The organism is Actinoallomurus sp. NPDC052274, from assembly GCF_040679475.1.
Classification (GTDB): Bacteria; Actinomycetota; Actinomycetes; order Streptosporangiales; family Streptosporangiaceae; genus Actinoallomurus; species Actinoallomurus liliacearum.
In genome coordinates, this window is the sequence record NZ_JBFAUT010000048.1 from 3,878 (window position 1) to 17,096 (window position 13,219).

General features: G+C 70.0%; 16 protein-coding genes. 9 read left to right on the forward strand and 7 right to left on the reverse strand.

Translation table 11 applies throughout. The features are described 5' to 3' along the window. Positions 1-151: 151 nt before the first annotated feature. Together AB0K82_RS31855 and AB0K82_RS31860 are read left to right on the forward strand one after the other, a co-directional pair. On the forward strand, positions 152-379 hold the full coding sequence (locus AB0K82_RS31855) for a hypothetical protein (protein WP_364404177.1): 228 nt from the start codon (positions 152-154) through the stop codon (positions 377-379). Between the two features lie 108 nt (positions 380-487). Further along, on the forward strand, positions 488-772 hold the full coding sequence (locus AB0K82_RS31860) for an HU family DNA-binding protein (protein ID WP_364404179.1): 285 nt from the start codon (positions 488-490) through the stop codon (positions 770-772). A gap of 179 nt (positions 773-951) precedes the next feature. Here AB0K82_RS31860 and AB0K82_RS31865 read toward each other — a convergent pair whose 3' ends face one another. Beyond that, the gene (locus AB0K82_RS31865) at positions 952-1,152 is read right to left on the reverse strand and encodes a hypothetical protein (RefSeq protein ID WP_252847685.1); all 201 of its coding nucleotides are present in this window, start codon (positions 1,150-1,152) and stop codon (positions 952-954) included. A gap of 63 nt (positions 1,153-1,215) precedes the next feature. Beyond that, positions 1,216-1,857, reverse strand: a complete 642-nt coding sequence (cofC, locus tag AB0K82_RS31870; protein ID WP_364404181.1) for a 2-phospho-L-lactate guanylyltransferase — start codon at positions 1,855-1,857, stop codon at positions 1,216-1,218. 107 nt (positions 1,858-1,964) lie between these two features. Between cofC and AB0K82_RS31875 the strand changes: the two genes are divergently transcribed. The 3 genes from AB0K82_RS31875 to AB0K82_RS31885 all read left to right on the forward strand — a co-directional run bounded on the left by AB0K82_RS31875 (position 1,965) and on the right by AB0K82_RS31885 (position 5,069). Beyond that, a complete protein-coding gene (locus tag AB0K82_RS31875) occupies positions 1,965-2,864 on the forward strand; it encodes a 1-acyl-sn-glycerol-3-phosphate acyltransferase (protein WP_364404183.1) in 900 nt (299 codons plus the stop codon). Next, entirely contained in the window at positions 2,861-3,865 is a 1,005-nt protein-coding gene (locus AB0K82_RS31880) for an NAD(P)H-dependent glycerol-3-phosphate dehydrogenase (RefSeq protein WP_364404184.1), read from the forward strand. The genes AB0K82_RS31875 and AB0K82_RS31880 overlap by 4 nt, the downstream gene beginning before the upstream one ends. Before the next feature lie 106 nt (positions 3,866-3,971). After that, positions 3,972-5,069: a D-alanine--D-alanine ligase family protein gene (locus tag AB0K82_RS31885; protein ID WP_364404186.1), complete on the forward strand. Its 1,098-nt coding sequence runs from the start codon at positions 3,972-3,974 to the stop codon at positions 5,067-5,069. Between the two features lie 4 nt (positions 5,070-5,073). Here AB0K82_RS31885 and AB0K82_RS31890 read toward each other — a convergent pair whose 3' ends face one another. Next, complete coding sequence (locus AB0K82_RS31890) at positions 5,074-5,814, reverse strand: TetR/AcrR family transcriptional regulator (RefSeq protein WP_364404187.1); 741 nt, start codon at positions 5,812-5,814, stop codon at positions 5,074-5,076. 87 nt (positions 5,815-5,901) lie between these two features. Here AB0K82_RS31890 and AB0K82_RS31895 point away from each other — a divergent pair, with 87 nt between their 5' ends. Beyond that, positions 5,902-6,846, forward strand: coding sequence for an ATP-binding cassette domain-containing protein (locus AB0K82_RS31895; RefSeq protein WP_364404189.1), 945 nt, complete (start codon positions 5,902-5,904; stop codon positions 6,844-6,846). Next, complete coding sequence (locus tag AB0K82_RS31900; RefSeq protein WP_364404190.1) at positions 6,843-7,664, forward strand: ABC transporter permease; 822 nt, start codon at positions 6,843-6,845, stop codon at positions 7,662-7,664. The genes AB0K82_RS31895 and AB0K82_RS31900 overlap by 4 nt, the downstream gene beginning before the upstream one ends. A gap of 72 nt (positions 7,665-7,736) precedes the next feature. Here AB0K82_RS31900 and AB0K82_RS31905 read toward each other — a convergent pair whose 3' ends face one another. Next, positions 7,737-8,369: a DUF1524 domain-containing protein gene (locus AB0K82_RS31905; RefSeq protein ID WP_364404192.1), complete on the reverse strand. Its 633-nt coding sequence runs from the start codon at positions 8,367-8,369 to the stop codon at positions 7,737-7,739. Between the two features lie 534 nt (positions 8,370-8,903). Here AB0K82_RS31905 and AB0K82_RS31910 point away from each other — a divergent pair. Both AB0K82_RS31910 and AB0K82_RS31915 read left to right on the forward strand, forming a co-directional pair. Beyond that, on the forward strand, positions 8,904-10,586 hold the full coding sequence (locus AB0K82_RS31910) for a hypothetical protein (protein WP_364404193.1): 1,683 nt from the start codon (positions 8,904-8,906) through the stop codon (positions 10,584-10,586). Between the two features lie 109 nt (positions 10,587-10,695). Continuing rightward, positions 10,696-11,325 (forward strand): acetamidase/formamidase family protein, encoded by a 630-nt coding sequence (locus AB0K82_RS31915; RefSeq protein WP_364404195.1) that lies wholly within the window; start codon positions 10,696-10,698, stop codon positions 11,323-11,325. A gap of 131 nt (positions 11,326-11,456) precedes the next feature. Here the strand turns inward: AB0K82_RS31915 and AB0K82_RS31920 are convergent, their stop codons facing one another. The 3 genes from AB0K82_RS31920 to AB0K82_RS31930 form a co-directional block, all read right to left on the reverse strand. After that, on the reverse strand, positions 11,457-11,906 hold the full coding sequence (locus AB0K82_RS31920; protein WP_364404197.1) for a peptidase inhibitor family I36 protein: 450 nt from the start codon (positions 11,904-11,906) through the stop codon (positions 11,457-11,459). A 228-nt stretch (positions 11,907-12,134) separates the two neighbouring features. Continuing rightward, positions 12,135-12,557, reverse strand: a complete 423-nt coding sequence (locus tag AB0K82_RS31925; protein WP_364404199.1) for a PPOX class F420-dependent oxidoreductase — start codon at positions 12,555-12,557, stop codon at positions 12,135-12,137. A 113-nt stretch (positions 12,558-12,670) separates the two neighbouring features. After that, positions 12,671-13,186: a MarR family transcriptional regulator gene (locus AB0K82_RS31930; RefSeq protein ID WP_364404200.1), complete on the reverse strand. Its 516-nt coding sequence runs from the start codon at positions 13,184-13,186 to the stop codon at positions 12,671-12,673. Positions 13,187-13,219 lie beyond the last annotated feature (33 nt).

Consider the following 13,219-nt stretch of genomic DNA (forward strand, 5'->3'; position numbering starts at 1 on the left):
ATTGCGCGCCCACGCGCCCCGCGGGCCCCCCCGCCCCCCCCTCCCCCCCCCCCCCGGCGGGGGGGGGGGCCCGCCCGCCCCCGCGCCCCCCCCCTCCTGCCGTTCGACCCCGCGGCGCGCCTCCGTGGAAACCAGGTGACGAGGTGTGATGATGACAACACCATCCGGCCCCGCGTGGGACGACCCGCAGCTCAACGCCCTGGCCCGGAGGCTGCGCGAGGCGCACACGAGGGTGGCCGGCCTTCCGGGCGCGCACAAACCCCGTCTGACCAGGCAACTCCTGCTCATAACCGATCTTGCCAAGCGGGATCCGACGCTTGCCGTCAAGCGGCTCGAATCCTTCATGATCGAGCTCGATGACGATGAAAACGCATCCTGAATGGCGCTTCTGCCTGCGACACAGGCGCAAACACCGGCCATGGGTGATTGTATAGATGCCCTGAGGTCCCCTAGTTTCGAGCGAGCAAGGGGGAAGAGGAGCAAACCCATGAACAAGCGCGAACTCGTCGACGCGATCGCCGATCGAGTCGGCAGCAAGAAAGCGGCGACCGAGGCGGTCGACGCCATCCTGGACACCATTCAGGAGACGGTGGCCAAGGGTGAGAAGGTGGCCATCACCGGTTTTGGATCCTTCGAGAAGGCCGATCGGCCGGCTCGCGAGGCCCGGAACCCGGCGACGGGCGCCACGATCAATGTCCCCGCGACCTCGGTCCCGAGGTTCAAGGCAGGATCGGATTTCAAGAACCTGGTGGCCGGCGCCAAGAAGAAATAACGGCGTGCCGACGGCGCCCGGCGAGACGAGAGTCCGCCGGGCGCCGTCGTCGTCTCCGAGCCGTTCGGTCGGCGGGACGGCGGGTCCGGTCACGGGGCGGGCGTCCCGCGAGCGGCGATCCCGGAGGCCGGAACGCGGCCGGGGGCGGCTCAGATCCTGGGGGCCGAGGCCGGGACGGCTCAGGGCAGCGGGAACGTCGAGAGCGTGATCACCGTGATGCGGTCGTCCTCGACCGCGAGGTTGACCCGCTGCCCGAACCTCAGCAGCCGCAGGCCGCCGGCGTCGAACGCCGCCGTGTCGAAGGCCATCTCGCTCCCGTCGTCCAGCAGCACGCTGCCGGTCCGCGTCTCGGCGTCGTACGCCTTCACCGTGCCCTGCATGCCGCACAGACTAGAGCGTCCGGGAAGAACGCCCGACGGCGAGCCGACCGCCCGTGCGCCCGGTCAGTCCGGCGGGGCGGAGGAGCAGGGCACCGGCAGCAGCGGAGCCACGGACGCCGTCCGCGGCCCCACCCCGAGGACGAGCGCGGCCCGCAGGTCGTCGATCGTGTCGACGTCCTGGCGCACGCTGCGGACCTCGTCCAGCGCGATCTCCCGCACGCCCAGGCCGCGGTGCCGGGCACGGGAGTCCGTCCCGAACGCCGGCGCGAACACCGCCCCGGGCCGTGCCGTGTACAGCGTGGTGCCGAACCCCGCGAGGTCGGGCAGGAAGGCGTTCGGCGCCTCCTCCGCGGCTTCCAGGACGAGGCCCAGCTCGGCGGGCCGCAGGGCCGGCAGGTCGGCGGACATCGCGCCGACCCCGGCGTCCGGCGCGAGCGACCGCGCCCACTCGACGCCGTGGACCAGTGCCGGGTTCAGCCCGGCGTCCGGCTCGTCGGGGACGATGTGGGCGCCCAGCGCCGCGAGTTCGGGCGCCGCGACCGGGTCGTCGGTGACCACCACGACCCCCCGGACCCGTGGACACCGCAGCGCGGCGGATACGGTGTCGGTCGCGATGGCCAGCGCCAACCGCTCGCGATGGGGGCCGGCGGCGCCGGACAGCCGTGACTTCGCGCGGGCCAGCGGTTTGACCGGCACGACGAGCATCCATGTGAGGCGATGGGTACCAGACATCGTGGGTCGACACTACGCGGAAACACCCGCGACACTTGACGACACCCCCGGCTCGACCGGGACGAAGTGAGGAGGAGGGCATGGGTCATTCGCCCGTCTGGCGCGCGATCGTCGTGGGGATTCTGCGCCCGCTGCTGCACACGCTGTTGAAGCGGGACTGGAAGGGGCAGGACAACATCCCCCGCAAGGGCGGAGTGATCATCGCCGTCAACCACCTGTCGTGGTCCGACCCCCTCGCCATGGCCCACTTCATCTACAAGGCGGGCCGCTTCCCCGTCTACCTCGCCAAGGCCGGTGTGTTCAAGACGCCGGTGATCGGCCGCATCATCCGCCGGACCGGGCAGATCCCGGTGTACCGCGAGCGGGCGGACGCGGCGCTGGCCCTCCGCGACGCGGAGAAGGGCCTGCGCGGAGGCGAGTGCGTGATCTTCTACCCGGAGGGCACCTGCACCCGGGACCCGGACCTGTGGCCGATGACCGGCAAGACGGGCGCGGCCCGGATGGCGCTGACCACCGGCGTCCCGGTGATCCCCGTGGCGCACTGGGGGGCGCACATCCTCTGGCCGTACGGCACGAAGAAATTCCGCCCGTTCCCGCGCAAGACGATGCACGTCGTCGCCGGGCCGCCGGTCGACCTGTCCAAGTACGAGGGCCGTCCCCTGGACGCGGAGACGCTGAACGCCGCGACCGCCGACATCATGCGGGCCATCGCCGACCTGCTCGCCGAGCTGCGCGGCGAGCCCGCCCCGGAGAAGCTGTACGACCCGCGCGAGGCCGCCCGGGCCCGCCGCGCCGACAAGGCGAGCGACACGGCCGCCGAGACGCCGAGCACGGCCGCCGCCGAGACGCCGGGCACGGCCGGCGCCACGAGCGATGCGGCCGACGCCGAGGAGACCGACGCCGAGGAGACCGACGCCGAGGCGACCGGTGCGGCGGACGCCGAGGAGACCGACACGGGCAAGGAGGCCAAGGCCTCTTGAAGATCGCGGTGCTCGGGGCAGGGTCATGGGGGACCGTCTTCGCCAAGGTGCTGGCCGACGCGGGCGGCGACGTCACGGTGTGGGGGCGTCGCGCCGAGCTGGTCGAGGCGATCAACGACCGGCATGAGAATCCCGACTATCTGCCGGACGTACGGCTGCCCGACCGGCTGACGGCCACCACCGACGTCGCCGCGGCGCTCGCCGACGCGTCGTACGTCATGCTGGCCGTGCCCGCCCAGACGCTCCGGTCGGGGCTGGCGGAGTGGCGGCCGCTGCTGCCCCCCGACGCGGTGCTGGTGAGCCTCATGAAGGGCATCGAGCTGGGCACCTGCAAGCGGATGAGCGAGGTGATCCGTGAGGTGGCCGACGTGCCCGAGGAGCGCGTCGCGGTGATCACCGGCCCGAACCTCGCCCGCGAGATCGCCGCGGAGCAGCCGTCGGCCGCGGCCGTCGCGTGCGTCGACGAGGCGACCGCGCAGAAGCTGCAGCTCGCCTGCATGACGCCGTACTTCCGCGCCTACACGAACGCCGACGTCATCGGCTGCGAGCTCGGCGGCGCGGTGAAGAACGTCATCGCCCTGGCCGTCGGCATCGGGGTCGGCATGGGCATGGGCGACAACGTACGGGCGCTGGTGATGACGCGCGGGCTGGCCGAGATCGCCCGCCTGGGGGCGGCGCTCGGCGCCGACCAGCACACGTTCGCGGGCCTGGCGGGTATGGGCGACCTCGTCGCCACCTGCAGCTCACCGCTCTCCCGGAACCGCACCTTCGGCGAGAACCTCGGGCGGGGGATGAGTCTGGAGGAGGTCGTCAAGGCCACCCGGCAGACGGCGGAGGGCGTCAAGTCCTGCGACGCGATCCTCGAGCTGGCCCGGCAGCACCACGTCGAGATGCCGATCACCGAGGCCATCGTCGCGGTCATGCACGGCGGGCTCAGCCCGGCCGACGCGGGGCGGCTCCTCATGTCGCGGACTCCGAAGCCCGAACGCTACGGCGTCTGATCCCAGGACACCTCTTTCCCTCCGAACGGGGAAGAACGTCACGAGGCGAAATGACGTGTAATGTCGGTGCCCGCGACTGTCGGTGCAGGTGGGAAGAGGTGGATCGATGAGCAGGATCCGGGTCGCCGTCGTCTTCGGCGGACGCAGTTCGGAGCACGCGATCTCCTGTCTCACCGCGGGCAGCGTGATGGCCGCGATCGACCAGGACCGGTACGAGGTCATCCCCGTCGGCATCGCGCGCGACGGACGCTGGGTCCTCGCCTCCGGGCAGCGGCTCTCGATCGAGGACGGCCGGCTGCCGGAGGTCGCCGAGGACGGGCTGCCGCTGGCGCTGCCGTTCGACCCGGACAGCCGTGGCCTGGTCGTCGTGGAGCCGGGCCAGGTGCCACGGGCCCTCGGCGACGTGGACGTCGTGCTCCCGCTGCTGCACGGCCCGTACGGCGAGGACGGAACGATCCAGGGCCTCCTCGAACTGGCGGGTGTGCGCTACGTCGGCGCGGGAGTGCTCGCCAGCGCCGCGAGCATGGACAAGGCGTACATGAAGCTGGTCTGGCAGGGCTGCGGGCTGCCAATCGGCCCTTACGTCGTCGTCAAGGACCGGCAGTGGCGGCGGGAGCGCAAGCAGGTCGTCGACGAGATCAAGGAGCTGGGCTGGCCGGTGTTCGTCAAGCCGGCGCGGGCGGGCTCGAGCATGGGCATCTCCAAGGTCGAGTCGGAGGACGCGCTGGAGGCCGCGGTCGAGGCCGCGCGCGAGCACGACCCGAAGGTGATCGTCGAGGCGGCCATCGAGGGCCGGGAGATCGAGTGCGGCGTGCTCGAGGGGCTCGGCGACGAACCGGCCGAGGCCAGCCTGCCCGCCGAGGTGCGCGTGGGCTCCGGTCACGACTACTACGACTTCGAGGCCAAGTACCTCGACGACGGCCTCGCGCTGGACATCCCGCCGCAACTCCCGGCGACCGTGATCGAAGAGGTCCGCCGGCTGTCGGTGCAGGCCTTCGACGCGCTGGGCTGCGAAGGGCTCGCCCGGGTGGACTTCTTCCACACCCCGGACGGCCGGCTGATCCTCAATGAGATCAACACGATGCCCGGCTGCACCCCCGCCTCGGCGTTCCCCAAGATGTGGGCGGCCACGGGCCTGGACTACCCGGCCCTGGTCGACCGCTGGATCCGCACCGCCCTGGCCCGCCCGCTCGGCCTGCGTTAGCGGGTCAGCGCGTAGTACCGGGCTCGACCGTCGACGGGAGGGCCACGGCGATGCAGTCGAGGACGCGCTCCAGCCCGTACCGGAACTGCTCGTCGCGGCCCAGGTGCGGCTGGCGCGCCTCCATGACGATCTTGGTGAAGATCGGGTACTCCCCGCTCTCCACGAGCTGCTGGACGTGCGGGGAGCTCCGCTCCATCCACTCCGACTCGCTGAGCCCGCTGCGGCGGACCTCCTCGGCCCCGCTGATCTCCCCGCGGACGGTGCTCTCGACGTAGCCGTTCAGGATGGCCATGAGGCCGAAATTCTCGTCGATGGAGACGTAGGCGTCGAGCACCCCCATCACCCGTTCGATGAGCAGCAGCTGGTTGGGGCCGAAGCCGGGAAGTGACCGGTTCACGGTGGCGATCCACGGGTGCCGCAGCCACATGGCCCGCAGCTCCTGGGCGTAGCGCGTCAGGTCCGCGCGCCAGTCGCCGGAGGGCATTCCCTCGACGTCGATCTCACCCATCAGCCGGTCGGCCACGAGCACGATGAGGTCGTCGCGGCTCGGGACGTACCGGTAGAGCGACATCGCGCCGGCCCCGATCTCGGCCGCGATCCGACGCATGGTGGCGGCCTCCAGCCCCTCGGCGTCGGCGATCCGGACCGCCGCTTCGGTGATCTGCGCGCGGCTGTAGGCCGGCTTCGGTCCGCGGGCCGGGCGCTCGGGCCGCATCCAGATGCTCACGTACTCGGCGTCGGGCACCGTTCCCCCCCTTCTACTTGCGTACATCGTACCCAGTAACTTAGCCTGACCGCACAACCGCGTACAACGTACCCAGTGGAGGGGTTCATGACGGATCCGATCGTGGTCGCCGAAGGGCTGCACAAGTCCTTCGGCGACACCCATGCGCTGCGGGGGCTGGACCTGAGCGTCCCGAGGGGAACGGTCTGTGGTGTGCTGGGGCCGAACGGCGCGGGGAAGACGACCGCGGTGCGGATCCTCGCGACCTTGTCCGACCCTGATGCCGGGCATGCCCGCATCGCCGGATACGACGTCGTCCGTGAGGCCGGCAGGGTGCGCGAGCGGATCGGGCTCGCGGGCCAGCACGCCGCCGTGGACGAGAAGCTCACCGGCCGCGGCAACCTGCGCATGTTCGGGCGCCTGTCCCACCTGTCCCGGCGCGAGGCGCATCGGCGGGCCGACGAGCTGCTCGAACGCTTCGGGCTGATGGACGCCGCCGACCGTCAGGTCGCCGGCTACTCCGGCGGCATGCGGCGCCGCCTCGACCTGATCACCAGCCTCATCCTGCGCCCCGAGGTGCTCTTCCTGGACGAGCCGACCACCGGCCTGGACCCGCGCAGCCGCGGCGAGATCTGGGAGAGCGTCCGCGAGCTGGTGGCGGACGGCACCACGGTGCTGCTCACCACGCAGTACCTGGACGAGGCCGACCGGCTGGCCGACGACATCGCGGTCATCGACCACGGGCGGGTGATCGCGACCGGCACTCCCGACGAGCTGAAGGCCACGATCGGGGACCGCCTCGACGTCGTCCTCGAGGACCCCGACGCACTGGGCCCGGCGGCGACCGTGCTGAACGCCCTGGCCGGGACCGATCCCACCATCACGGACGCCGACCGGCTCAGCGTCGCCCTGCCCGGCGGCGACTTCCGGCTCGCCGACATCGTGCGCGAACTCGATCGCGTCGGGGTCGCCGCGGCCGACGTGAGCCTGCGCCGTCCCACCCTCGACGAGGTGTTCCTGCGCCTCACCGACCGGAAGGAGTCCGTCCGATGACCGCCCTCACCTCGCCGATGAGCCGCCGCCTGCGCTGGACGTTCACCGACGGGCTGACCCTGGTCGGCCGTGAGCTGGGAGGGCTGCGCCAAAACCCCGGGGAACTCGTCGGCGCACTGGTCTTCCCGGCCATCATGGTCGTGCTGTTCGGGTACGTCTTCGGCAGCGCGATCCAGGTGCCGGGCGGCGGGAACTACCGCGAGTACCTCATGCCCGGGCTGTTCTCGATGGTGACCTTCTCGTCGGTGATGGGAGTCATGGTGCGGGTCGCCACCGACGCCTCCCGCGGCGTGATGGACCGGTTCCGCTCCATGCCGATGGCGCGGTCGGCGGTGCCGTTCGGGCAGACCGGCGCCGACTCCCTGACCGGTCTGCTGTCGCTGGCCATCATGGTGGGGGCGGGCCTGCTGGTGGGATGGCAGCCGCACCGCGGCCTGATTCCCACGGCCGAGGCGTTCCTGCTGCTGATGGTGCTGCGGTACGCGCTGAGCTGGGCGGGCGTCTACGTGGGCCTGGTGGTGAAGAACGACCAGGTCGCCGACCAGCTGGTGCCGCTGTTCTTTCCGGTCACGATGCTGTCCAACTCCTACGTCCCGACGGGCGGGATGCCCGGGTGGCTGCGGTTCATCGCCGACTGGAACCCGGTCAGCGCGCTCACCGCCGCCTGCCGGGAGCTGTTCGGCAACCCGGGTGCCCCGTCCGGGCACGTGGCCTGGCCGCTCGCACATCCGGTGGCCGCCGTACTGCTCTGGTCGGCCGCGCTGCTGGTGGTGTTCGTCCCGTTGTCGGCTCGCACCTACACCCGCTGGGGGCGGTGAAGGCTCGGGCCGGTGGGCCGGACCACCCGCCGTACGGCTCCGGGCACGGGTCCGGAGCCGTACGGCGCCGGCTCAGCAGGTGTTCAGCATGCTGGTCAGCGCGGACTTCTCCGCGCTCTGCAGGGTCAGCTTGTAGTACCACTTGACCTGGATCCAGGCGCGCGCGTAGGTACACCAGAACGACGTCAGCGACGGCTTCCAGGTGGTCGGGTCCTGGTCGCCCTTGGCCTGGTTGACGTTGTCGGTGACGGCCCAGAGCTGGGGCTCGTTCAGGTCGTTGGCGAACGCCTGGCGCTGGGCGGTTGTCCACGCCCACGCGCCGGACCGCCATGCCTCGGCGAGCGGGACCAGGTGGTCGATGTCCACGTCCGACGCCGCGGTCCAGGTCGCCCCGTCGTACGGGCTGTACCAGCGCCCGGAGGTGGCGGCGCAGCTCGCGTCGGTGACGACGTTCGTGCCGTCCCGCTTGAGCACCTCCTCGCGGGTGTTGCACGTCCCGCTGATGGTGATCCAGTGCGGGAACAGCGAGCGGTCGTAGGTGGACTGGTGGCTCTCGGCGGCGACGGTGAGCGTGGCCAGCCGGGACGCCGCGGTGCTCGCGGAGGGGATGTTCGGCGGGGTGGCGTTCCCGGTTCCGGCCGTGACGGCCGTCAGGGCGACGACGAGCGACAGCGTTCCGGTGACGGCGGCGAAGGCTCGCTTCACGAGCGTTCTCCTCCTGTCCGCTGCTCCGGCCAGGCGGGGGACTGGACGGGTACGGAGCAGTCGACACACGGAGAGTCGCCGAACGTGACAGGTGACGAAATGTCACCTGTTGATCCTCAATACTCCTTAATTCGTCGTAAATCGCCCATGACGCCCCATGAGCTGGGTGAAGAGCCGCGGACCGCCTTCCGTGCCGCGACAAGGTTCAGCGCCGGCCCTCGCCGCGTACGGCGCCCTGCCGCTCACCGGCCACGGAGCGTTCATCTCCGGTGGGAGGGTGGGGGCGATCAAAGAATGCCCTGGTCATCCGAGCTTTGCCCGTAGCTTTGCCGTGACCTGACGCGACACCTGAGCCTGCTCTGTAAGCATGACGAAAGAGGCACCGACGATAGAGATTGATCATTCCGGGACCATGGAATGGCCAGGCCTTGCGGTGGCGGATCGGATCTGACACCGCTGACACGTACAGGCCGGCCTCGACCGTCTTGGCGGCGGTCGCGGCAGAAGGTCCGGCTTGCCGCCGTTCTCGCGGTCGTGGTCGCCGTTGTCATCGCGATGACGGGTGTTCATGGGCAGGCAGCTGCCGCCGGATACCGGCCGCCCGTCCAGGGCGGGAATCCGTCCGCCGACCAAAAGGTGCTGATGGCCGCGTACGGGCCACCTCCCTTCTTCACGACGATCTTCTCTGCTGCTCCGGGCGGCGGCCTGGAGCGTAAGGAGCTCTGGTCTTACCCGGCCAATGGCGTGTCCTACACGTTCACCGATGGCGTGTTCTCCTACAGCAACGTCACCAAACCGCGATCGGCTTCGGGTGCGGGATCATCGCCGTTCACGCCATGGCAGATCCACCAGGGAATGTCCGTCCGAGACGTTGCCGCCCTGGCAAATTCGCAGCCGCAATACGTGAGGACGGCGGTCCCGGGCCTGGACGGTCTTCGCGTTTACTACCTCGGTGGGGGCGTCATCGTGCTGGCGAAGGGAGACCAGGCCGCCGCCGTCGAGGTGCTGCCTACGGTGTCACGCCTCACGCCGCAGGGAATGGCCCCGCCTGAGCGGACGGCCGGCATGTTCGACTCGCGGCTCGCCGCAGGTGCGTTCTTGCAGGACGAGGTCGGACGCGGTGCCGTCGGTGGCCGATCGGGTAGCGATCCTGGCCGACTGGGCGGGCCTGCGGCGGCGAACCATGCCGCCGTGCTCCTGCCCGCCGCCGGAGTCGTAGTGGCAGTCGTCGCGGCGGCAGCCACGCTCTATACGATCTGGGGTCTCCTTCAGGTGGCGAAGACGGCTAAAGATCGAATCACATTGGCGTACCAGCTGAAGCGGATCGTTCCCGAGTACGAAAGTAAGATGGAGGAGCTCAAAACTCGTGCCCAACAGAAGATCGATGAGTCCAGAGGATTTTCTATCGGTCTCGCCCAAGCGGTTCGCCTGCGTTCCGATGCGGCCATACTGCAGCAGATGTACCAGAATCTGAAGCAGAATCTTGAGCAAGTCAAGCAGGCGCAACAGCAGTTCGCCAAGAACGGTGGTTACCTTACGGCAATGGACTGGCTCCAGGCATTCCTGCCCTCAAAGATCTCGCAGGCGCTTTCCCTTGCCCCCGTGGACGAGCAGTTCCCGCTTCCGCCCACCCCTGGCAACGAGCCGATCGCCAAGGCCGACGAGGTGCTACAGCGAGAAGATGTTTCCTTGGACAGCATCTCTGCTGACGAGAAGAAGTCGATTGCCGCGACCATCGTCGCGGACCTGCTCAAGAAGTGTGAGGGAGAGGCCGACTATTGGGTCTGCAGAAACAGGGAGATGAGCAACCTCAGGCAGAGGATGGAGACGGGGAGCGTCGAATCGGAGATCATCGGCAAGGCGATCGATGAGCTGGAGGGCCGGGCGCCGCCGGGACAGCAGCCGAACGAGCCCCCGCCTGGCCAGAATCAGCCCCCTCCGGGCCAGAATCCTCCAGAACCGAACAAGCCAGGCCCAGGGCAGAAACCTCCACCGGCAAAGAAGCCCTGTCAGGGGTGTCCGAACCAGCCTCCGCCGAACCAGCCGCCGAACCCGCCCGGCCCGCCGCAGCCGCCACCCGCGCCGCCGCAGCCGCCACCCCCTCCTGCCCCGCCACCGCCCGCGCCGCCGCCGGCTCCACCGCCGCCGCCCGCCCCACCCCCCGCGCCACCGCCTGCGCCGCCGAACCCGCCTGCCCCGCCGCACCCGGTGATCTGAACGCGTGAGGACCCGTTGACGAGGGTTTAAGCGCCGTGAAACCACCCTGAAACAGCACCAAGTGCAGGATTGAGGTGTTCGAGAGCCAGCGCGAGAAGGGACCGAAACGTTGCTGTTCACGCCCGCCGCCCCGGTCCCGACCGTGCATCACCTGCCCGGTCACGACCGCTGGCATCCGGAGATCCCGCCCGTCGCCGAACTGATCGCGGGTGGCTCCGTTCGGATGCGGTGTCAGGGCGGCGAGCTGCTGTGCGGCCCGGTCGGAGTGGTCGGCGCGGAGCCCGGCGACCTTCTCATGGTCGAGGTGCTCGGCATCGGCCGTACGGACGGCCGCCCCGCGACCGGCGCGCATCCGGGCGTCCTCGGTCTCGCCCCGTCGCACGCGATGCTCCGGGACCCCGCCGGTGATCCGACCGGAGCGGTCCTCGGCCGCGTCGCGCCGACCACGGCCGGACACGCCCACGTCGCCGCGTACCGGGACCGGGCCTCCTGCCGGGCCCTCACGTCACGGTCGCAGATCCTGCTGCCCGTGCACGTGGCCGGCGCCCGCATCTCCGTGGGAGACCTGCACTTTCTCGAGCGGGGTCGCTGCCGGACCGCCGACGGCTGGATCGACCTGCGACTGCATCTGACCAAGCGGGGAGTCGAACGGTTCCGGATCACCGAACCGGTGCTCATGCCGCTCACGACCAGCTCTCTCGACGCGACCGTCGCCGGTTTGACCGCCGACGTCGCCTGAAGGCTCGCGCGGGTGCGCGAAGGAGGAGGTGAGTGCCTAGCGGATAGCGTTCGGATACCGTCAGGAGGCACCGACGCCGGGGGGAGCGAATCGTCTCCCGCGCCCCCCGGCGTTTCCTGTGCGCGTAGACGTCAGGGCTTGTAGAAGCAGGCGTAGGCGACGTTTCCCTTGATCCCGCTCTTGGGGCTGAAGGCGCCGTGCACGTGTCGTTGCGGGATGGTGCGGATGCGCTTCCAGTTCGAGTTGAGGAGCTGCACCTTGTACGTGGTCCGGTTCTGGTAGGACACGGCCGGGGCGTTAACGATCCACGGCTTGACCCCATTGCACTTGTAGGGGTGTTTCGTCGTCGGCTTGTTGTACACCATCCCCCACCGGTAATACGTGTGATCGTAAAGGCAGAGGTAGCCGCGCGGGCAGTCGATCTCTCCGGTCCTGGCCGGAGAAACACGCGACTTGGCGGCGGAGGCGCCGGACGCCGTCGTGGTCTGTGCCCACGTGGCCCCGCCGCCCGTCGCGATGGTCGCTCCCGCCAGCGCGGCCGCCGTGAGGATCCTGATGCCGTGCCTGGTCCTGTTGATCAAGGGTGTCCCTCCCTCGCGGGGAATCGCACTGTGCCATGACCCAGCCGTCCCCGGGGTTCCTGAGCATGCTCACTCTGCCTGCGCCGGCCATGCCGGTAACAGGGCCCCAGGTCCTCATCCTGGGCGCCCGATTGAGGCACCGGACCCATGGATCGTCGACGCCGGGGGAGCGGCTCGTCTCCCGCGCCCCCGGCGTTTTACTCGTGTGACACTTTGGCCGGCGGACCGTCAGCCGGACGCCTGGTCGCTATCCCGGAAGCTGCCCCAGCCGTGCCAGCGGTCGATCTCGATCCAGGCGCTGACCCGGCCGCGGTCCCGCTGCGGGTACGGCCTGCCCCCGTAGTGCTTGGACAGCCGGTCGATGTCGGCGAGGTCCTCGTCGTCGCGGATCTCGGTCACGTGGCCGATGAGGGACACGTGGGTGTACCAGTTGTCGGCGTCGAGGACCGTCAGCGTGACCCGGGCGTCGTTGCGGAGATGGTCGAGCCGCTTGCGGCCCTCATCCATGTTGATCAGCACCCGGCCGTCGTCCCAGAGGTACCAGGTGGCCGTGGACACCGGCTGCCCGTCGGCTCGTACGGTGGCGATGACGGCGGGGTTGGGCTTCTTCAGCATGGCGATCGCGTCCTCCGGGAGCGGCGGCTTCGACATGACGCGTCCTCCTTCATGTGATGCGCGGCCCCATCGGGGCGGCCACGCCGGGTGATCAACGGGATGCATTCCCACGCTGCCACACCCGTCCGCGCCATCGCGCAGCGCCCCTCTCAGGGCGCCGGCGGCAGGTCGTCGTCGAGGGCGGCGAGGTGCGCGGTGAGGTCGTCGGCGAAGCGCCCGAGGAGACGGCCGAAGGACTGCCGATCCTGGGGGGACCAGGCGGCGAGGGCGTCGGTGAACCAGCCGAGGATGGTCCGCAGGTAGCGATCGGCCACCGCCGCCCCTTCGGAGGTCAACTCGATCAGGCGTGCCCGCTGATCCTGCGGATCGACGACCCGGCGCGCCAGGTCCCGCCGCTCCAGCTCGTTCATCTGCCGTGTGACGTGCGGCCCCACGACCTGCATGCGTTCGGCGATCTCGCCGATGCGGAGCGGCCGGTCGGACATGCGGAGGGTGACCAGGATCGACATCCCCGGTCGATCGATCGCGATACCGACACGCTCCATGGCCCGCTCCATCAGGCCGCTGCGGTGCAGTACCTGGCCGAGCTGTGTCAGCCGCGGAAGCAACGTCAGTAGATCGAGCTCGACGCCACGGTCGTCGTCGGCGGGTCGTCTGTCGTCCATGAATCCTTCTTTGGATACCTAAGTTAGGTATAT

Excerpts from the sequence above, each read along its gene's own strand:
- AB0K82_RS31855 (WP_364404177.1), top strand. The coding sequence starts at position 152 with ATGACAACACCATCCGGCCCCGCGTGGGACGACCCGCAGCTCAACGCC.
- AB0K82_RS31860 (WP_364404179.1), top strand. The coding sequence starts at position 488 with ATGAACAAGCGCGAACTCGTCGACGCGATCGCCGATCGAGTCGGCAGC.
- AB0K82_RS31865 (WP_252847685.1), bottom strand. The coding sequence starts at position 1,152 with ATGCAGGGCACGGTGAAGGCGTACGACGCCGAGACGCGGACCGGCAGC.
- cofC (WP_364404181.1), bottom strand. The coding sequence starts at position 1,857 with ATGCTCGTCGTGCCGGTCAAACCGCTGGCCCGCGCGAAGTCACGGCTG.
- AB0K82_RS31875 (WP_364404183.1), top strand. The coding sequence starts at position 1,965 with ATGGGTCATTCGCCCGTCTGGCGCGCGATCGTCGTGGGGATTCTGCGC.
- AB0K82_RS31885 (WP_364404186.1), top strand. The coding sequence starts at position 3,972 with ATGAGCAGGATCCGGGTCGCCGTCGTCTTCGGCGGACGCAGTTCGGAG.
- AB0K82_RS31895 (WP_364404189.1), top strand. The coding sequence starts at position 5,902 with ATGACGGATCCGATCGTGGTCGCCGAAGGGCTGCACAAGTCCTTCGGC.
- AB0K82_RS31900 (WP_364404190.1), top strand. The coding sequence starts at position 6,843 with ATGACCGCCCTCACCTCGCCGATGAGCCGCCGCCTGCGCTGGACGTTC.
- AB0K82_RS31925 (WP_364404199.1), bottom strand. The coding sequence starts at position 12,557 with ATGTCGAAGCCGCCGCTCCCGGAGGACGCGATCGCCATGCTGAAGAAG.
- AB0K82_RS31930 (WP_364404200.1), bottom strand. The coding sequence starts at position 13,186 with ATGGACGACAGACGACCCGCCGACGACGACCGTGGCGTCGAGCTCGAT.